At 74.9% G+C, this 15,830-nt stretch carries 11 protein-coding genes; 3 read left to right on the top strand and 8 right to left on the bottom strand.

The window, feature by feature from the left end; genetic code table 11:
• Nucleotides 1–52: 52 nt before the first annotated feature.
• The 6 genes from ACIBAD_RS00850 to ACIBAD_RS00825 form a co-directional block, all read right to left on the bottom strand.
• Complete coding sequence (locus ACIBAD_RS00850) at nucleotides 53–859, bottom strand: RimK family alpha-L-glutamate ligase (RefSeq protein WP_398903445.1); 807 nt, start codon at nucleotides 857–859, stop codon at nucleotides 53–55.
• Nucleotides 856–1,776, bottom strand: a complete 921-nt coding sequence (locus tag ACIBAD_RS00845) for a RimK family alpha-L-glutamate ligase (RefSeq protein ID WP_398903443.1) — start codon at nucleotides 1,774–1,776, stop codon at nucleotides 856–858. The genes ACIBAD_RS00850 and ACIBAD_RS00845 overlap by 4 nt, the downstream gene beginning before the upstream one ends.
• 129 nt (nucleotides 1,777–1,905) lie before the next feature.
• Nucleotides 1,906–5,277, bottom strand: a complete 3,372-nt coding sequence (locus tag ACIBAD_RS00840; RefSeq protein WP_398903441.1) for a hypothetical protein — start codon at nucleotides 5,275–5,277, stop codon at nucleotides 1,906–1,908.
• Nucleotides 5,278–5,422: 145 nt separating this feature from the next.
• Nucleotides 5,423–6,154: a zf-HC2 domain-containing protein gene (locus ACIBAD_RS00835; RefSeq protein WP_398903439.1), complete on the bottom strand. Its 732-nt coding sequence runs from the start codon at nucleotides 6,152–6,154 to the stop codon at nucleotides 5,423–5,425.
• The gene (locus ACIBAD_RS00830; RefSeq protein WP_134068030.1) at nucleotides 6,151–6,756 is read right to left on the bottom strand and encodes a sigma-70 family RNA polymerase sigma factor; all 606 of its coding nucleotides are present in this window, start codon (nucleotides 6,754–6,756) and stop codon (nucleotides 6,151–6,153) included. Before ACIBAD_RS00830 ends, ACIBAD_RS00835 begins: the two co-directional genes overlap by 4 nt.
• A gap of 98 nt (nucleotides 6,757–6,854) precedes the next feature.
• On the bottom strand, nucleotides 6,855–7,850 hold the full coding sequence (locus ACIBAD_RS00825; protein ID WP_134068029.1) for a DUF1996 domain-containing protein: 996 nt from the start codon (nucleotides 7,848–7,850) through the stop codon (nucleotides 6,855–6,857).
• Nucleotides 7,851–7,974: 124 nt separating this feature from the next.
• On the opposite strand from ACIBAD_RS00825, the gene ACIBAD_RS00820 reads away from it, so the two are divergent.
• The 3 genes from ACIBAD_RS00820 to ACIBAD_RS00810 all read left to right on the top strand — a co-directional run bounded on the left by ACIBAD_RS00820 (nucleotide 7,975) and on the right by ACIBAD_RS00810 (nucleotide 14,035).
• Nucleotides 7,975–8,712, top strand: coding sequence for a DUF1838 family protein (locus tag ACIBAD_RS00820; protein ID WP_134068028.1), 738 nt, complete (start codon nucleotides 7,975–7,977; stop codon nucleotides 8,710–8,712).
• Between the two features lie 539 nt (nucleotides 8,713–9,251).
• Nucleotides 9,252–11,036 (top strand): S8 family serine peptidase, encoded by a 1,785-nt coding sequence (locus tag ACIBAD_RS00815; RefSeq protein WP_134074040.1) that lies wholly within the window; start codon nucleotides 9,252–9,254, stop codon nucleotides 11,034–11,036.
• A 197-nt stretch (nucleotides 11,037–11,233) separates the two neighbouring features.
• Complete coding sequence (locus ACIBAD_RS00810; protein WP_398903434.1) at nucleotides 11,234–14,035, top strand: AAA family ATPase; 2,802 nt, start codon at nucleotides 11,234–11,236, stop codon at nucleotides 14,033–14,035.
• 36 nt (nucleotides 14,036–14,071) lie between these two features.
• Here ACIBAD_RS00810 and ACIBAD_RS00805 read toward each other — a convergent pair whose 3' ends face one another.
• On the bottom strand, nucleotides 14,072–14,986 hold the full coding sequence (locus ACIBAD_RS00805; RefSeq protein WP_398903432.1) for a glycoside hydrolase family 19 protein: 915 nt from the start codon (nucleotides 14,984–14,986) through the stop codon (nucleotides 14,072–14,074).
• 457 nt (nucleotides 14,987–15,443) lie between these two features.
• Nucleotides 15,444–15,635 carry a DUF5302 domain-containing protein gene (locus ACIBAD_RS00800; RefSeq protein ID WP_030160954.1) on the bottom strand — a complete coding sequence of 64 codons (192 nt, stop codon included), beginning with the start codon at nucleotides 15,633–15,635 and terminating at the stop codon, nucleotides 15,444–15,446.
• Nucleotides 15,636–15,830 lie beyond the last annotated feature (195 nt).

The raw sequence follows: 15,830 nt of genomic DNA, 5'->3' as shown, positions 1-15,830 counted from the left end.
CACGCCCCGACGGGCGGATTCCCCCTGTCCGGTCCCACCGGCCCCGGCGGGATCAGCGAGGGGCGGCGGCGGCCCGGTCCAGGGCGAGGGCCGCCAGGGCCTCCGGGGCGCCGGCCTGGCCCCGGATGCCGGGGAAGGCGTTGACGTCCACGATGAGCGGGGTGCCGTCGCCGGTGTCGATGAGGTCCACCCCGTAGACGTCGAGCGAGAACACCGCGCCGGTGCGGCGGACCACGTCCGCCCAGCCGGGCGGCAGTTCGGCCAGGGGCAGCGGCCGGGTCGGTCCCCGTCCCTCCGGCGCGAGCTCGGAGCGGCGCAGGGCGGCGAAGACCCGGTCCCCGATCGCCCACAGCTTGTGGTCCCAGCCGCTGTTGGGCGCGAACTCCTGCACCACGACGGGCTCCTGCGGCCAGGCGTCCGCGAGCTCCCGCAGCCGGTCCCCGTCGTCGACCCGGGCGACCAGGTCGTGCCGGCGGCTGTGCCGGCTCTTGACCACCAGGGGCGAGCCGGCGATCGGTGCGCCGGCCGCCCAGGCCGCGAGGGAGCCGTAGGTGCGGGTGGCCGCGAACGGCAGACCACCGCGCAGGGCCGACTCCGCCATCCGCGTACGGTCCTGGCAGAGCGCGGTGGCCGCGGCCGAGTTCAGCACCGGGGCCCCGCGCCGCTCCAGCTCCCGCGCGAGGTCCAGCGCCCGCGGCGTCCGCGCCTTCAGCAGATACACGTCGGCCAGGTCCGCGGGAGCTGCGCCTGCGGCGCCCGGATCCAGCGACTCGACCCGGTGCCCGGCGGCTTCGAGCAGCGCCGTCGCGGCGGCCAGCAGCGGATGTCCGGGCTCCGGCGTGATCAGGCAGATCCTCACAGGGCGGCCTCGCCGGCCCGGGCTGCCGCCTGCGCCCCGGACGCCTGCGCCGGGATCGACAGCGGCAGGGCGTGGGCCGGCGCGGGACGGGCCGCTGCCGCCGGGCTGCCCGTCCGTGCCAGCCCCAGCACGGCCCGCCCCACCCGGGCCGCCGCGTCCGGGACCTGACGGAAGCTCGGGAAGTCGTTCACGTCCACCACCACCGGCCCGTCCGGACCCAGCAGCACGTCCACCCCGTACAGGTCGAGCCCGTACACCGTCCCCACCCGCGCGGCGATCTCCGCCACCTCGGCCGACAGCGGCACCCGCCGCTCCCGCACCGCCGGATCCGGGTGCAGGGGCGAGCAGCGCTCGGTGGCGAAGAGTTCCCCGCCGACCGCGTACACCTTGATGTCGGTGCCCGGATTGACCACGTACGGCTGGGCGATGAGCATGTGCTCGCCCGCCAGCTCCGGGAGCAGGGCTTCGAGCTCCCCGGGCGTGGACACCAGGTGCACGGCCCGCCCGGAACTGCCGTCCGCGGGCTTGACGACGAGCGGGTACTCCGCGGCGGGTATCTCCCGCAGCAGTTCCGGCCGCGCCACGGCGTAGGTCGGCGGCATCGGGAGCCCCCCGGTCCGGCCGATGGCGGCGGCCAGCGCCTTGTCCCGCACGCCCCGGATCGAGCGGGCGTCGTTGACGGTGGTCGTGCCCGCCGCGGCGGCGGCTTCGAGCAGGGTCAGCCCGGGACCGCCGGAGACGGTCTTGAGCACCCAGGCGTCGTGCGTGCCCGCGGCCACGACCTCGCCCATGCGCAGCAACGAGCCGCCCGGCCGCACCACATCGACCTGGTGCCCCCACGCGGTCAGCTGCCGGATCACCTCGTTCGGCATGCCGTCGTGGCGGTAGTGCTCCTCCACCAGGAAGCAGAGCCTCATCGACCTTCCCCATATTCCCCGGACGTCCGCCGATCCCGTCCGGCGAGTTGTGACGTCACAGGATGTCATGGAGCGCAATGTGATGATCGGTCCGGTTGGCGAAGGGCCCGCCGAGGCCCCGCGGGACGCTCACTCGCGGTGCGTGAACACCACCAGTGCCGCCTCCCGCACCTCCTGCTCCGGGTGCCGCCTCAGCCTCCGCAGCACCGCAGACCACTCCGGCAGCCAGCCGCAGCGCCGGCCCATCGCCGCGGTGAGCGCCACGGCGAACAACCCCGCCACCGGCGCCCCGTCCTGCGCGAGCCCGCGTACGGCCTCCAGCACCACGGCGGGATCCCGGACCCGGTCGCCGTGCCAGTTCCCGTCGCGCAGCGAGTTCGCCGTCGCCGCGGCCAGCCAGGGCCGGCCCGCGTGGACCTCGACGAGGGCGTCCAGGGCCGCCCGCAACCCCGGCAGGTCCGCGCGCAGGTCGACCGAACGCCGCAGCAGCGCCACGCGGGCCGTGGCCAGGGCGGGTTCGCCGGCGAGCTGCCGCACCAGGGCGTCGCGCAGTTCCCCGTGCTCCGCCGAGACGCTCAGGGTCAGGAACCGCACCCGCTGGAGCGCCGGAAGGTCCCGCTCGGCCCCGGCCTCCGGGTCGTCACCCGAGCGTACGGCGGCCAACAGCACCTCCACGGCGCGGTGGAACTGGCTCCCGGGCTCACCGCCACCGGCGGGGTGCGGCAGCCGCGAGCCGGCGATCTTCTCCAACGCCGTGGCCGCCGCCTTCCAGCCGGAGTCCGGCGCCAGGTCGCAGACGGCCCGCCGGACGGGGTCCGCCGCCTCGGGCGCGTAGGCGACCCAGTCCGGCAGGGCCGCGACCGCGAGAGCGGCCACGGACCGGTGCGGCGAAGCGGCGAGGAGCGCCATCAGCCGGGCGTAGCGCGGCCGGTGCCCCTGCGCCACCGAGAGCACCGGGGTGCGGGCGATTACCTCCCCGGCCTCCCGGGTGCCGGTCGCCGCGGCGGCCTCCAGCAGGCCCCAGACCTCCCCGGTCCCCAGGAGCCCGATCGCGAGGCTCACGGCGGCGGTCACCACATCGGGGTGGCTGTCGGCGTCGGCGGCGATGCGCTCCAGCAGCGCCGCGGCCCGGCGGGGCGGCAGGAACCGCGCGGTCAGCCGGACGGCCTCCTTGCGGCTGGTCACCTTGACCCCCGACGGCGTGCCCAACAGCCCGTCCAGCAGCGCCGCGAGCCGCGTCGGCGCGGTCGCGGCCGCCGCCCGCCCGGCGGCGTACACCGCGACCCGGGCACGGTCGTCCCCCGCGTGCGCGAGCAGGTCGGGCAGGACAGCCGCCGGCTCCGCCGTCCGGGCCGAGGCGGCGAGCGCCGTCTCCGCGAGCACCGTGTCCGCCGAGCGCGCGTGCCGTCGTACGAGCTCCAGCCCGTGGTCGGGGATCCGCGCCGCACCCCGGAGGATCCGGGAACGCTCGTACAGCGCCCGGGACTCGTCGCAGACGGCGACCTCGGCCAGCCAGGCCGCCTCCTCCAGCTGGCGGGGCACCCACCGCCCCGCCCGGTCGAACCGGGGGAGCGGCCGTACGGAGCCCTCGCGCAGGAACCGGCCGTACGGCGGGCGTGCGGCGAGGACGCGGTCCAGGAGATCGGTGCGGTGCGCCGACAGCACCTCCAGTACCGGCGCCAGCGCGACCGCGGACGGCTGCTGCTCCAGCAGCGCGGCCACCCGCTCGCCGCGCGTCGCCGGATCCGCGAGCCAGACCCGGGCGAACAGGGGGAAGTGCCCGTCGGGGCACCGGGTCCGGGCCTCGTCGAGCATCCGCTGGAGCTCGGGCAGGCGCTGGCCGCGGTCTCCCAGGTGCATCGCGAACGCGAGCAGCGGCCCGTACTCACCCTTGGCCGCGCGCAGGTCGAGCCAGGGACGCAGGACGTCGAAGACCTGCCGCGCGCGGCCGGGCGGCAGCACGCTCCCGTACGAGCCGTGCACGAGGCAGCCGGTGCGGGCGGTGAGCTCGTGGAGGGTGCGCAGTGCCCAGTCGAGGAGTACGGAGGAGGGGGCCGGGGTCTCCAGTACGGCGGACACCAGGCGTTCCAGGGCCGAGAAGGTCTCCGCGGAGCAGTCGCGGGCCTCGGCGGCCTCGGTGGCGATCCGCTCCAGGAGGGCGGCCGAGGACTCGTCGGCCAGCAGCGCCACCGGCACCCGGGCCAGGGCGGACAGCGCGGCCGCGCGCACGGGGTCGCGGTCGTTGCGCAGCCGCAGCACCATCAGTTCGAGTACCTCGCCCAGCGCTTCGGCGTCGCGCGCGTGGACCGCGTTCTCGACGAGCCGCGGCCACGCCGCCCTGCGGGTGTCGGCGTCGGACAGTCGCGTCGCGGCGAGGAGTTCGGGCCGCGCCTCGGCGACGGGTAGGTGCGCGAGCGCTTCGAGGAGCCGCTCGATCGGCAGCGCTTCACGGCGGGCCCGGTCGGCGTGGCGCCGCGCCTCGGCCCGGCGGCGCTCGCGCGGGAGCACGGCCAGGACGGGATCGGGAACGAGCCCCTCGGGAGCGGGGGCGTGCGCGATGGCCGCGTCGTGGAACTGCGCGCGCCGGCCCGGGGGCAGCGCCTTCAGCAGCGCGGCCAGGTACGCGGGACGCCCCGCCCAGCGGCGGCCGAGGTCGGGCAGGGACGGTGGATCGGCGCGCACGAGTTGCCGCAGCCGGGACGGCGGAAGGAGGTATTCCTGGTACCCGTCCGTCCGTTCGGGGGCGGTCAGCCAGCGTACGAACCGCTCCGCGTCCGCGGCGATCAGATCGCCGACCCCGTCCTCCAGGGGGCCGGGCAGCCGGCCCGGCCCGTACTGCTCCAGCAGCCCGAGCACACGGTCCGGGGCGGCGGGCAGCGCCGCGGCCACGCCCGCTGCCTGGCCGTGCCACCAGTGGGCGCGCAGGTTCTCCGGCAGATCCGCCAGTTCGCTCGCCGCCTGGTCCAGCACCGGGCCGGGATGGCAGCGGCCCAGCCGTACCCGGTGCGGGGCGGCGTGGGCCAGCTCCGGCAGCAGGGCGGAGACGAACTCCGGCCCGCAGGCAGGGAGCAGGGACGCGGCCTCGCCGTCGCCCCACTGGGCCCGCAGGACGGGCACCAGCCGCTGCGCGAGCGCCCGGCGCGAGCCCCGGAACACGGCCCGGGACAGCTCCCGGCGGATCTCGGCGGAGGCGTCGTCGTACGCCGCTTCGATCGCCTCGTCCGGAACGGGCAGCGTGCGCACGGCCCGGTGGGCGAAGGAGCGCACCACGGGGTCCGGGTCGGCCAGCCGCTGCGCCAGGTACCCGGTCTGCCGCCCCGCGAGCGCCGCCAGTGCGGCCAGCCGCCGCTCGTAGCGGCCCCGGCCGGCCAGCTCGGCCAGGACGCCGGGCAGTTCGCCTGTGAGGGCGAGGTCGCGGGCGGTGGTGGCGAGCAACCGCATCCGGTCGGCGTACGGGAGCGGGTCGAGGTCGGCGAGCAGGCGTTCGACGGGATGCGGCATGGGGCCAGTGTGCCGACCGGGGCCGGCGCGGAGAAAACGGATTTCGCGCAGGCCACGTACGGCAGGGAGCCCGGGCGGCCGTCGACACGGCCGCCCGGGCTCCGTCCGGGGCGGTCCCGCCGGCGGCACCGGCGGGACACGGGGGTCACACCGGCATGGGCACCGACACGAACCGCTTGCCCGACTCGTTCTCGACCACGACCTCCTTGACGTCGGCCGGGTCCACCGCCGCCGAACCGTCCAGCGAGGCGCCCTTGCCCTCGCCGTTCTGGCTGCCGACGACCCAGCTGCCGGCGGAGGTGCGCTTGCCGTCCTTCCCGACCACGATCAGCATGCAGCGCTCGCCCGGCGGGATCCCCGCCACGGCCGCGTGCACCCGGACCCACTTGGCCGCGGGCGTGACCTGTACGGTCATCCGCGCGCTGGTGCGCGGGTCGATCACCGAGGCCACCTTCGTACCCGCAGGCGGCGGCGAAGGCTGCGCCGAGACCGACGGCGAGGGCTGTGGCGGCAGGGCCACCTGATCGCCGTCCGCCGAGCCCCACTGCGCTCCGGCCCAGAACACGGCGGCCAGCGAGGCCGCTGCGGCCAGCCCCGCGACGCCCCACCGTCGGCGGCGATCGCCCGCCGACTCGCTCCGCACCTGCCGCAGCGTGCGCTGGAGCAGCAGGTCACCGCCCTGTGGCGGTCCGTCGAGGAAGGCCTCCGCAGGCACCTCGCCCAACGCCGCTTCCATCTCGCGCAACGCGGTCACCTCCTCTCGGCATTGCACGCAGCCGCTCATGTGCCCCTCGACCCGGCGGACCTCCTCCTCGCTCAGGACGCCGAGGACGTACGGGCCGAGAAGTTCCTCCTCCTCGTGCCGCTGCCGGTTCATGCCACCACCTCCCGCAGTCCAGCACCCTGCCGGGGCGGCCTGCCCATTCGATTGCCCGCCCGGCCCTCCGCGGCGCCGCCTTGGCGGAACACCTCGCGCAGTGCCTTGAGCGCGTAGTGCGCGCGTGATTTGACCGTGCCCGCCGGGATGCCGAGGCTGTCGGCCGCCTCGGCCACGCTCAGCTGGCGGTAGTACAGCTCCCTGAGCACGTCCCGGTGTTCCGGGGACAGCTGGTCGAGGGCCCCCAGCACGGCCATCGTGTCCACGATGGAGTCCGCGTGGTCCAGCTCCACCGGGGGAGCGGCCGCCTCTCCGGAAACCTCCGCGGGACGGGCCGCTTTGGCCCGGTACCGGTCGGTGATGATGTTGCGGGCCACCGTCAGCAGCCAGCCGCGCACCGAACCCTTCCCGTTGACCAGCACCTCGGAATGCCGCCAGGCGCGGATGAGCGTCTCCTGGACGACGTCCTCGGCGGTGGCCCGGTCTCCGGTCAGCCGGGTCGCGTACGCGAGCAGGGCGTGGCCGTGCTCCTCGTACACCGACCTGATCAGTGCCTCATCGGTCGAGCCCCGCCGTGTACGGGGCCACAGTGGTCCGGCCATCTCACCCTCTCCGTCTTCCTCGCCCATCTGGTGCGGTCAGAACACGCGCCCCGACAGGGCGCGGTTCATGTGACCCCCGTCACTTGGGGCGGTGGTGCTCAGGTGTGGCAGGTGCGCCCCTCGTTGAGACAGCCGACGACGGCGGCCATCTGCGCGTCCGTCATGGCGTCCACGAACATGGCGTGGTCCGTTTTCGGGCTGTGGTGCTGCTCGGGGAAGGAGTCGACCGCGACCGCCACCCCCGCCGGCACCTCGTACGCGAGGGAGACGCGCAGCTGCGGCACGGCGAAGGTGCCCTGCGGGCAGACGCCGTTGGCCGCGGGGAAGACGAGGTGCGCGCGGTGCCCCGGGCTCTCGGTGTCCAGCCCGTTCCAGCAGCTGGGGAAGGTGAGGGTACGGGTGAGGCGCTCGCCGGCGGGGCAGCGCGGGTAGCGGGTGGTGAACCGGTCCGGGGAGCCGGAACAGCCCCAGCGGGCCCGTACGTCCGCGTCGCTCGCCGCGGTGTACGCCACCGCGTCGCCGGTCATCGCGCGCAGGAAGCGCGGCATCGGCACGACCTTGCCCACCGGGTTGCCGCGGAACTCCACGGAGACCTGCGCCTCGGGCAGGATCTCGCCCGTGTTGCCGTGCCCGGCGGAGCCCTCGTGCGGGTGGCCGCCCGTACGGTCCGTCCTGCGCAGGACCGGCCAGTAGTAGGTGGACCGGTCCCCGCCGCGGCAACTGGTGGCGGCGGCGGCCAGGGAGGCGTCCGTCGACATCGCGTCCGTGGAGAGGTTCCCCACGTACGCGTGGGTGTGGTGGGCGCCGGAGCGCAGCCCCGGCGACACCACGATGTTGTCCTCGTTGTAGTGGCGCTCCTCGTTGCGCCCGCAGTCCACCGTCACGGTGCCCGTCGAGGCGTCGGGGCCGGGCGCCGGCAGATCGCGGGGGTCGGGCGGTACATCCCGTATGTCCACGTAGTCGCGGGAGTTCGTCCCGGAATGGGCGGTCGCCTCGGGGCCCGCCACCCGGGTGGCGCCCAGCACGGCGGCCGCCAGCCCGATGCCGAGCACCAGGCAGACGAGCAGTGTGAGCAGTCGGCGTTCGTTCCCCATGCGGGTCACGGTTGCCGTTGCGCGCCGCAGCGTCAACCTGGCGTCCCGCATGCCGGTCGGCGCCCCGCCGCCGAGGGCCGTGCGTGCTTGCCGACCCGTCGGGGGACCGCGCACAGTGGCCGGCATGACACCCGCTGAGCTCCTGCACGCGTTCGCCCGCACCCGCGCCTCGCTCGACGGCGGCGAGGTGGCCTTCTGGTGGTCCGGGGACATCTACTCCTGGGCCCCGGACCAGCCGTACCGGCGCCTCTTCGGCTTCGAGGGCCTCAACGTCTCCCGGCTCGTCGAGGACCCGGAGACCGGCGGCTTCCAACTGCTCACCCGGGAGGCCGCGTTCTACCTGGACCCGCAGACCCGGGAGATCCTGGAGACCTGGGAGGGCAAGCCGGTCGTGCACGTCTGGAACGATCCCGCCAATCTGAGGCTGCGGCCCTTCCCGGTCCCCCTGACCGAGCTCGGGGACCAGGTCTGCTTCAGCCTGGAGATCCCGCTCGCCTATCCGTCGCCGCTGCCGGTCGCCGACTACCCGCTCCACTCCGCCGGCGACACCTACAGGGCCCTGGAGCTCTTCCAGTTCTTCGCTCCGGGCGCGGTGCTGACCACCGACGAGCCGAGCGTCCCCTGCACCATGTCCTGGACGCGGATGTCCCCGTGGCTCCCGTGGATGGAGCAGGGCCAGCGCCCGGGCGGCCTCACCTTCCACTGCCGCGGCCGCAAGCTGGGGTCGTACGCCGAGGTCCCGGAGCGCACCCGCGCGTACATCGCGGCCCGCCACCCGGAGTACGCCCACGCCCCGGAGAAGTGGACCGAGCCCAACGAGACGAGCTGGACCTACTTCCGCACCCACCACGCCCGCCCCTGAAGCCCCCCGGCCCGCTCGGAGGCCCGTACGGGTGTCCGGGTTCGGGGGGTCTGGTACGGGTTGAAACGCGGCGGCGGCCGAGGGGGGTCCGGCGGGGGATCCGGGGGTGCGGGATACGGGGGACCTGGGGGTCGGGGGCGCAGGGGCGGGGGGTAGGGTCCGGGGGAGGTGTCAGGGGGGCGGCAGGGGTGCGGACAAGGGTTTTCCCTGTATCGGGTTCATCCCCGCGTTGCCTACTGTCTGCCCACCGGCGATCTCTCCCGCTCCGAACGGACCCCGCGCCAACCCCACATGGCGTGAAGCCGTCCGGGCGGGCCGATCGCCCGCACCGCCGTTGCCCCTGCCCCGCCGAAGCGGCCGGGACAACGCGGCGAGCAGCGGTGGCCGGGACGGGATTGACCGACCCGTCCCCGGCCCCGTAGCCGCCGGTTCACCTCCCACACAGCTCCAACCGCCCGCTCCGGCCTGCCCGGAAAGGGCTCGCGAAAGGGAACACCGTGCACGCAACGAGACGTAGCAGGCTCATATCCGTGGTGGCGATGTCCGTCACCCTGCTCGCCGGCTCCGCCACCGCTTCCGTGGCCCTCGCCGGCTCGGAGCCCGCTCCGGCCCAGGCCGCTGCCTCCACCCTGCCGGCCGCGGGGGCGCCGGCCGCCCCCGACGCCGCGCCGGTGCAGAACCTGATCGTCGGCTACAAGGCCTCGGCCACCGAGGCCAGCTCCAACAAGGCCGCCGCCGACGACGCGGCCGCCAAGGGCAAGAAGGCCGGCAAGAAGGCGAAGTTCGACCGCCGTCTCGGCACCGGTGCCGCCCTCGTCAACCTGGGCGGCTCGGTCGCCCCGGCCGCCGCGGCCGACGTGATGGCCCAGTTCCGCGCCGACCCGGACGTCGCGTACGTCGAGGCGGACTCCCGCGCCTACGCGATGGCCACCCCGAACGACACCGAGTACTCCAAGCAGTGGGACCTCTTCGAGCCCACCGGCGGCATGAACGTTCCTGCCGCCTGGGACAAGACCACCGGCTCCGGCGTCACCGTCGCGGTGATCGACACCGGCTACGTGGCCCACTCCGACGTCGCCCCCAACATCGTCGCCGGCTACGACTTCATCTCCGACGCCGCCGGCGCCCGTGACGGCAACGGCCGCGACAACAACCCCGCCGACGCGGGCGACTGGAGCGCGGCCGGCGAGTGCGGCACCGGCTCCCCGGCCAGCGGCTCCTCCTGGCACGGCACCCACGTCGCGGGCACCATCGCCGCCGCCACCAACAACGCCAAGGGCGTCGCGGGCATCGCGTACAACGCGAAGATCCAGCCCGTCCGCGTGCTCGGCAAGTGCGGCGGCGCCACCTCCGACATCGTCGACGCCATCACCTGGGCCTCCGGCGGCACCGTCGCGGGCATCCCGGCCAACGCCACCCCCGCCAAGGTCATCAACATGAGCCTCGGCGGCTCCGGCGCCTGCACCGCCAGCTACCAGAACGCCATCAACGCGGCCGTCGCCCGCGGCACCACGGTCGTGGTCGCCGCCGGCAACAGCAACGCGGACGCGGCCGGCTTCTCGCCCGCCAGCTGCAACAACGTGGTCTCCGTGGCCGCGACCAACCGCACCGGCGACCGCTCGTTCTACTCGAACTTCGGCAGCCGCGTCGACGTCTCCGCGCCGGGCGGTGAGACCCGCCGCGCCACCGACACGCCCGGCACCGTCACCACCCCCGAGAACGGCATCCTCTCCACGCTGAACAACGGCGCCACCACCCCGGGCTCGGAGATCTACAAGCCCTACCAGGGCACCAGCATGGCCGCCCCGCACATCGCGGGCCTCGCCGCGCTCGTCGTCGCCGCCAAGCCCTCGCTGACCCCGGCGCAGGTCGAGTCGGCCATCAAGGCCAACGCCCGCCCGCTGCCCGGCACCTGCACCGGCGGCTGCGGCACCGGCATCGCCGACGCGGCCGCGACCATCACCGCCGTCACCTCGACGCCCGCCCCGGGCTTCGAAAACGGTACGAACGTGAACATCCTCGACAACACCACCGTCGAGAGCCCGATCACCGTCAGCGGAGTCGCGGGCAACGCCCCGGCCGCGCTCACGGTGAACGTGAGCATCGTGCACACGTACATCGGTGACCTCAAGGTCGACCTGGTCGCCCCGGACGGCTCCGTCTACACCCTGCACAACCGCGCGGGCGGCAGCACCGCCAACATCAACCAGCAGTACACCGTGAACGCCTCCTCCGAGGTCGCCAACGGCACCTGGAAGCTCCGCGTCAACGACAACGCGGGCGGCGACACCGGCTACATCGACTCCTGGAGCCTCGGCTTCTGAGGACCTGACGGTCGCGGCCCCCGGACCGCACCGGCCAGGCGCTCAAGTACGGACCAATGAGCCCGCGGACCTGCCGATACACCTCGTATCGGCAGGTCCGCAGCCGTTTCCCGACAGCTGACTGAATTCTGCGTCACAATCCGGGTCCACCCGGCATCCGACCTCGTATTGTCGCGTCTCACAGGAGATGCACAGAAGTGGGGACGAGAGGCTGGTGGCTGTGCGTGGTGGCGGCGACGGGGAACGCTGACACGACCGTCGGACACGGTGAACTGATCAAGGAGGTCGAACGCGCGCTGACCACACACGGGCGGGCCCTCCTCACCGGACCCGCCGGCTCGGGCAAGACCGAGGTGGCCGCCGCGGTCGCGACCGCGGCCACGGCCCGCCACGAGACCGTGCTCCGCCTCGCCCCCGAGGCCGCCGACCAGTGGATACCGGAGGCCTCCGCCGCCGCACTCCTCGCCTCCGTGCCCTGCTCCGCGCTGGAACGGCTCTCCGGACCCCAGCGCACCGCCATCGCCCTCCTGCGCCGGGAGACCGACGCACCCCGCGCCGGCCGCGACCACGTGGCGCTGCGCCTCGCCGTCGTCGAGGTCCTGCGCACCCTCGCCGCCCGCACCCCGGTCCTGCTCGTCCTCGACAACGCCCAGTGGCTGGATGCGGAAAGCACCGATCTGCTCCGGTTCGCCCTGCGGCTGACCCCGCCCCGCGTACGGGTCCTCGTGGCCGAGTGCGTCCAGGGAGGCGCCCCCGTCGGCGGCCCCCTGTGCGGCCCCGGCACCCCCGCGATCCGCGTCCCCGCGCTCGGCGCCGACGAGGTCGCCGAACTCCTCGCCCGGCACGGCCTCCCCGCCCGCCTCGCCGGCCGCATCCACCAGGCCAGCGGCGGAAACCCGCGCCTCGCCCTCGCCCTCGGCCACTCCCTCGCCGAAGCCGCCGAGGCCCGCGACGGCAGCGCCCACCACGCCGACCCCCTGCCCCTGTCCGGCCAGGCCCGCGAGGTCGCCCGCCGGCTGCTCGCCGAAGCCCCGGCTCCCGCGCGCCGCACCCTGCTGCTCGCCGCCCTCGCGGCCCGCCCGACCACCGCCCTGCTGCGCCGGGCCGGGCGCCCCGACGCCGAGGCCGAACTCGCCGAAGCCGAACGGGCCGCGCTGGTCACCGTGGGAGAAGACGGCGCCGTCTCCTTCACCGCCGGGGCCCTGCCCATGGCCCTCGCCGCCGACGCCGGCTGGCCGGAACGCGCAGCCGGACACTCCGCGCTCGCCGCCGCCGTCGACGACCCCGTCCAGGCCGTACGCCACCGCGCCCTGGCCGTGGACACCCCCGACGAGGGGCTCGCCGCCGAGATCACCGAGGCCGCCGCGGCCTGCCGCAGACGCGGTCAGCGCGCCCTGGCCGCCGAGCTCGGCCTGCTCGCGGCCGAACGTACGCCGACCAATCGGCCCGGGGACGAACTGGCCCGCCTCGTCGCCGCCGCCGAGGACGCCGGCTGGGCCGGCCGCGCCGACCTCGCCCGCCGCGCCACCCGCGCCGTACTGGCCCGCGACGCCTCGCCCGCCGACCGGGTGCGGGCCCGGCTCGCCGTGATCGACGCCGCGGGACAGGCTCTCGCCGCCCTCGACGAGACGTTCGCGCACGCCATGGACGACGCCGCCGGGGACCCCGCCCTCCAGGCGGCCGTCCAGCTGCGCATCGCCACGAAGTACAACCTCAGCGACGGCGACCCCGTACGCTCCCGCGACGCCGCGGCCGAGGCCGGGGCGCTCGCCGCCCTCGGCGGCGACCAGGTCGCCGAGGCCATGGCCCTGACCGTACGGGCCCGGATGGGCCGCATCCTCGGGGACCCCGACGCCGAGGACATCCTGGCCGAGGCCCTGGCCCTGCCCGCCCCCGAGGTGCCGCTCGGCATGCGCAACGCGCCGCAGTACCTCGCCGTACGACACGCCCTGTTCGACGACCGCCTCGACGACGCCCGCAGCCAGCTCCTCGTCCTGCTCCCCGCCGTCCGGCGCACCGGCTCCGCGGAGGACGTCTTCGAGGTCCTGCGCAGCCTCACCGAGGTGGAGCTGCGCCGCGGCCGGTGCACGTCCGCGTCCGCGCACGCCCGCCGCGCCCTCGAACTCACCATCGAAGCGGGTCTCTCGCCCGGTCCCGCCTGGTACGCCTCCGCGATGGCAGAGGCCATGGGCGGCAGCTTCGCCCGCGCCGCCGGCTACGCCCGGCGCGGCATCCAGGCCTCCGAGGAGGAGCACGACCAGGTGTTCCTCTCGCGCAGCCTGTACGCGCTCGGCCTGACCGAGCTGGCGACCGGTGAGGCCGCCAGGGCCGTGGCCACCCTGCGCCGGGTCGCCGAACTGGAGGAGGCCCAGCAGGTCGTCGACCCCTCGATCCTGCGCTGGCACGGAGAGCTGGCCGAGGCCCTGGTGGCCGCAGACGCGCCCGACGAGGCCGCCGAACTGCTCGGCGCCGTCCGTCCGGTGGCCCTCGGCCTCGGCCGCACCGCGGTGGTCGCCGCGCTGGACCGGGCCCGCGGCCTGTGCCTGTCCGCGCACGGCGAGGCCGACGCCGCCGTGGACTTGCTGGAGGCCACGGCGCAGCGGTTCGCGGCGCTTGAGCTCCCGGTGGAACGCGGCCGTACGCTGCTCGCCCTGGCGCGAGTGGAACGGCGCCGGCGCCGGCGCGCCCCCGCCCGCGCCGCACTGCAGGCCGCCGCCGAGGTGTTCACCGCGGCCGGCGCGAAGCCCTGGGCCGAACTCGCCGCGGAGAACCGGGAGCCGGGCGCTGCCCCGGGCGGCGGCGCGGGCATGGTCCTGGCGGCGCTGACCGAGGCGGAGACCCGTCTCGCCCTGCTCGTGGCGGAGGGCGCCAGCAACCAGGAGGCGGCCGCGAAGCTGTTCGTCAGCGTCAAGACGGTCGAAGCCCGGCTGACCCGGATCTACCAGAAGCTCGACGTACGCTCCCGCGCCCAGCTGGCCACCACCCTGCGCACCCGCTGAGGGTGCGCGAGGCGGTGGCCTCGACCGGGGGCGGCCTCAGCAGCCGAGGTTGCCGCCCGGGCTCACGCCCAGGATCTGCGTGAACGACTGGTAGGCGTTGATCCGGCTCTGGACCTGGGCGGGGTTGCCGCCGTTGCACTCCAGGGAGCCGTTGATGGAGCGGATCGTCTCGCCGAAGCCGGCGCCGTTGACCATGGCGGCGTGGGCGGTCATGGTGCCCGGGCCGTTCTGGGTGTTCCAGTACCAGAGGGCGGTCTTCATGGCGACCGCCGGGTCCTGCTCCACGAGGTACGGGTTGGCGAGGAGGTTGATGCCGAGGGCGTCGCCGGCGGCCTTGTAGTTGAAGTTCCAGCTGAGCTGGATCGGGCCGCGGCCGTAGTAGGCGGCCTGTCCGGCGGGGCAGCCGTACGGCTGGCTCGCGTCGCAGTAGTGGGGGTAGTTGGCGGTGTTCTGTTCCACGATGTACACGAGCCCGCCCGTCTCGTGCGAGACGTTCGCCAGGAAGGCCGCCGCCTCGCGCCGCTTGACGGTGTCGTCACCGGTGTTGGCGAAGCCGGGGTACGCCGACAGGGCCGCGACCAGACCGTTGTAGGTGTAGAAGGGGTTCCGGTTCGGGAACATCTGGTTGAACTGGGCCTGGGAGACCACGAATCCGGAGGGGTTGCCGGGGTCCGGGTCCTGGCCGCCGCCACCGCCGCAGGTGCCGAGGTCGGACCAGACGCCCCACTGCCCGGTGGTGCCGGGCGTCTCGCCCTGCGTCCACCACTTGGCCTGCCAGTTGTGCCCGCTGTACGAGGCGCTCATGCCGTTGGTGTAGACGGCGGACGAGGACCACGGGGTGACGCAGGCCGCGGCCGCGGCGGCGGGCGAGGCGGGGAGGGCGACCGCGAGGCCGATGGTGGTGGCAGCGGCGGCGGCCAGGGCGAGTGCTCGGCGGCGAAGCGCACGCATCACGTAATTGCTCCTTCAGTGGGGGGAGTTGCCGTGGGGGGATTCCTGGCCACTGAACCGAAGCTGGTCTGGACCTGTCAAGGTCTAGACCAGTATTCATTCCGTTTGGACGACAAAGGGGCAGGGCCCGTACGCGCCGACGCGCATACGGGCCCTGCCGGTTGCCGCAGAGCGGTCGGCTGCCGGCCGAGAGGTTGCCGGAGAGGAGCGGGATGTTGCCGAGGATTGGCCGCCCCCGGCGGGACGAGCCGATCAACTGCAATCCGCGCGGGTTGTCGGCTGTCACCCGAGTGGCCGGCGCATCCGACGCGACCGGGCACGCGAAGGGGCCGTCTCCAGCTCCGTGAGCTGGAGACGGCCCCCTGGACCTCGTCTTTCGGATCGGGCCGGTCCCTTGTGGATCAGACGGCCTCGTCCGACGTCTTCAGGGCGTCGCCGTGGAGGCGACCGCGGGCGGTCAGCCCGTCTTGCGGCGGGTCTTCTTGTTCTTGCCGCCCGCGCCACCGCTGGCGCCCTGGATCTTCGCCCGGCTCTGGTGAGCCTGCTGTGCGTGGGCACTGCGGGCGTTGCGGTCAAGGGCCTCCCGGAACTTGCGCTTGGCCTCCTCGGCCGGCGATTCGTCCTGCGGGGTGTCCGACTCTTGTGCCATATGTCCTCCTGGGTCGACCTGAAGCCGTCCCAGTCTGTCACCCACCGTCCCCCCTGACCAGCGGGTTCCGTTCCACGGGTGTCGGGCGGGGCCGCGTCGGGGCCCCGACCGACCGGATCGGCCGGAGGGCCCGCGCGCGCGGAGACGCGAAGTCCCGGGCCTCGCGGGGAGACCCGGGACTTCACTGGTGCACTT

Origin of the sequence: Streptomyces sp. NPDC051109 (assembly GCF_044455885.1) — a bacterium.
In the GTDB taxonomy this organism is placed as follows: Bacteria; Actinomycetota; Actinomycetes; order Streptomycetales; family Streptomycetaceae; genus Streptomyces.
Note: the sequence above shows the minus strand (reverse complement) of the source record. Positions and strands in the feature narration are given on the sequence as shown.

What these genes read in the sequence shown, in the direction of transcription:
- ACIBAD_RS00845 (WP_398903443.1), bottom strand. Translation starts at nt 1,776, where the DNA reads ATGAGGCTCTGCTTCCTGGTGGAGGAGCACTACCGCCACGACGGCATG.
- ACIBAD_RS00840 (WP_398903441.1), bottom strand. Translation starts at nt 5,277, where the DNA reads ATGCCGCATCCCGTCGAACGCCTGCTCGCCGACCTCGACCCGCTCCCG.
- ACIBAD_RS00835 (WP_398903439.1), bottom strand. Translation starts at nt 6,154, where the DNA reads ATGAACCGGCAGCGGCACGAGGAGGAGGAACTTCTCGGCCCGTACGTC.
- ACIBAD_RS00830 (WP_134068030.1), bottom strand. Translation starts at nt 6,756, where the DNA reads ATGGCCGGACCACTGTGGCCCCGTACACGGCGGGGCTCGACCGATGAG.
- ACIBAD_RS00825 (WP_134068029.1), bottom strand. Translation starts at nt 7,850, where the DNA reads ATGGGGAACGAACGCCGACTGCTCACACTGCTCGTCTGCCTGGTGCTC.
- ACIBAD_RS00820 (WP_134068028.1), top strand. Translation starts at nt 7,975, where the DNA reads ATGACACCCGCTGAGCTCCTGCACGCGTTCGCCCGCACCCGCGCCTCG.
- ACIBAD_RS00815 (WP_134074040.1), top strand. Translation starts at nt 9,252, where the DNA reads ATGTCCGTCACCCTGCTCGCCGGCTCCGCCACCGCTTCCGTGGCCCTC.
- ACIBAD_RS00805 (WP_398903432.1), bottom strand. Translation starts at nt 14,986, where the DNA reads ATGCGTGCGCTTCGCCGCCGAGCACTCGCCCTGGCCGCCGCCGCTGCC.
- ACIBAD_RS00800 (WP_030160954.1), bottom strand. Translation starts at nt 15,635, where the DNA reads ATGGCACAAGAGTCGGACACCCCGCAGGACGAATCGCCGGCCGAGGAG.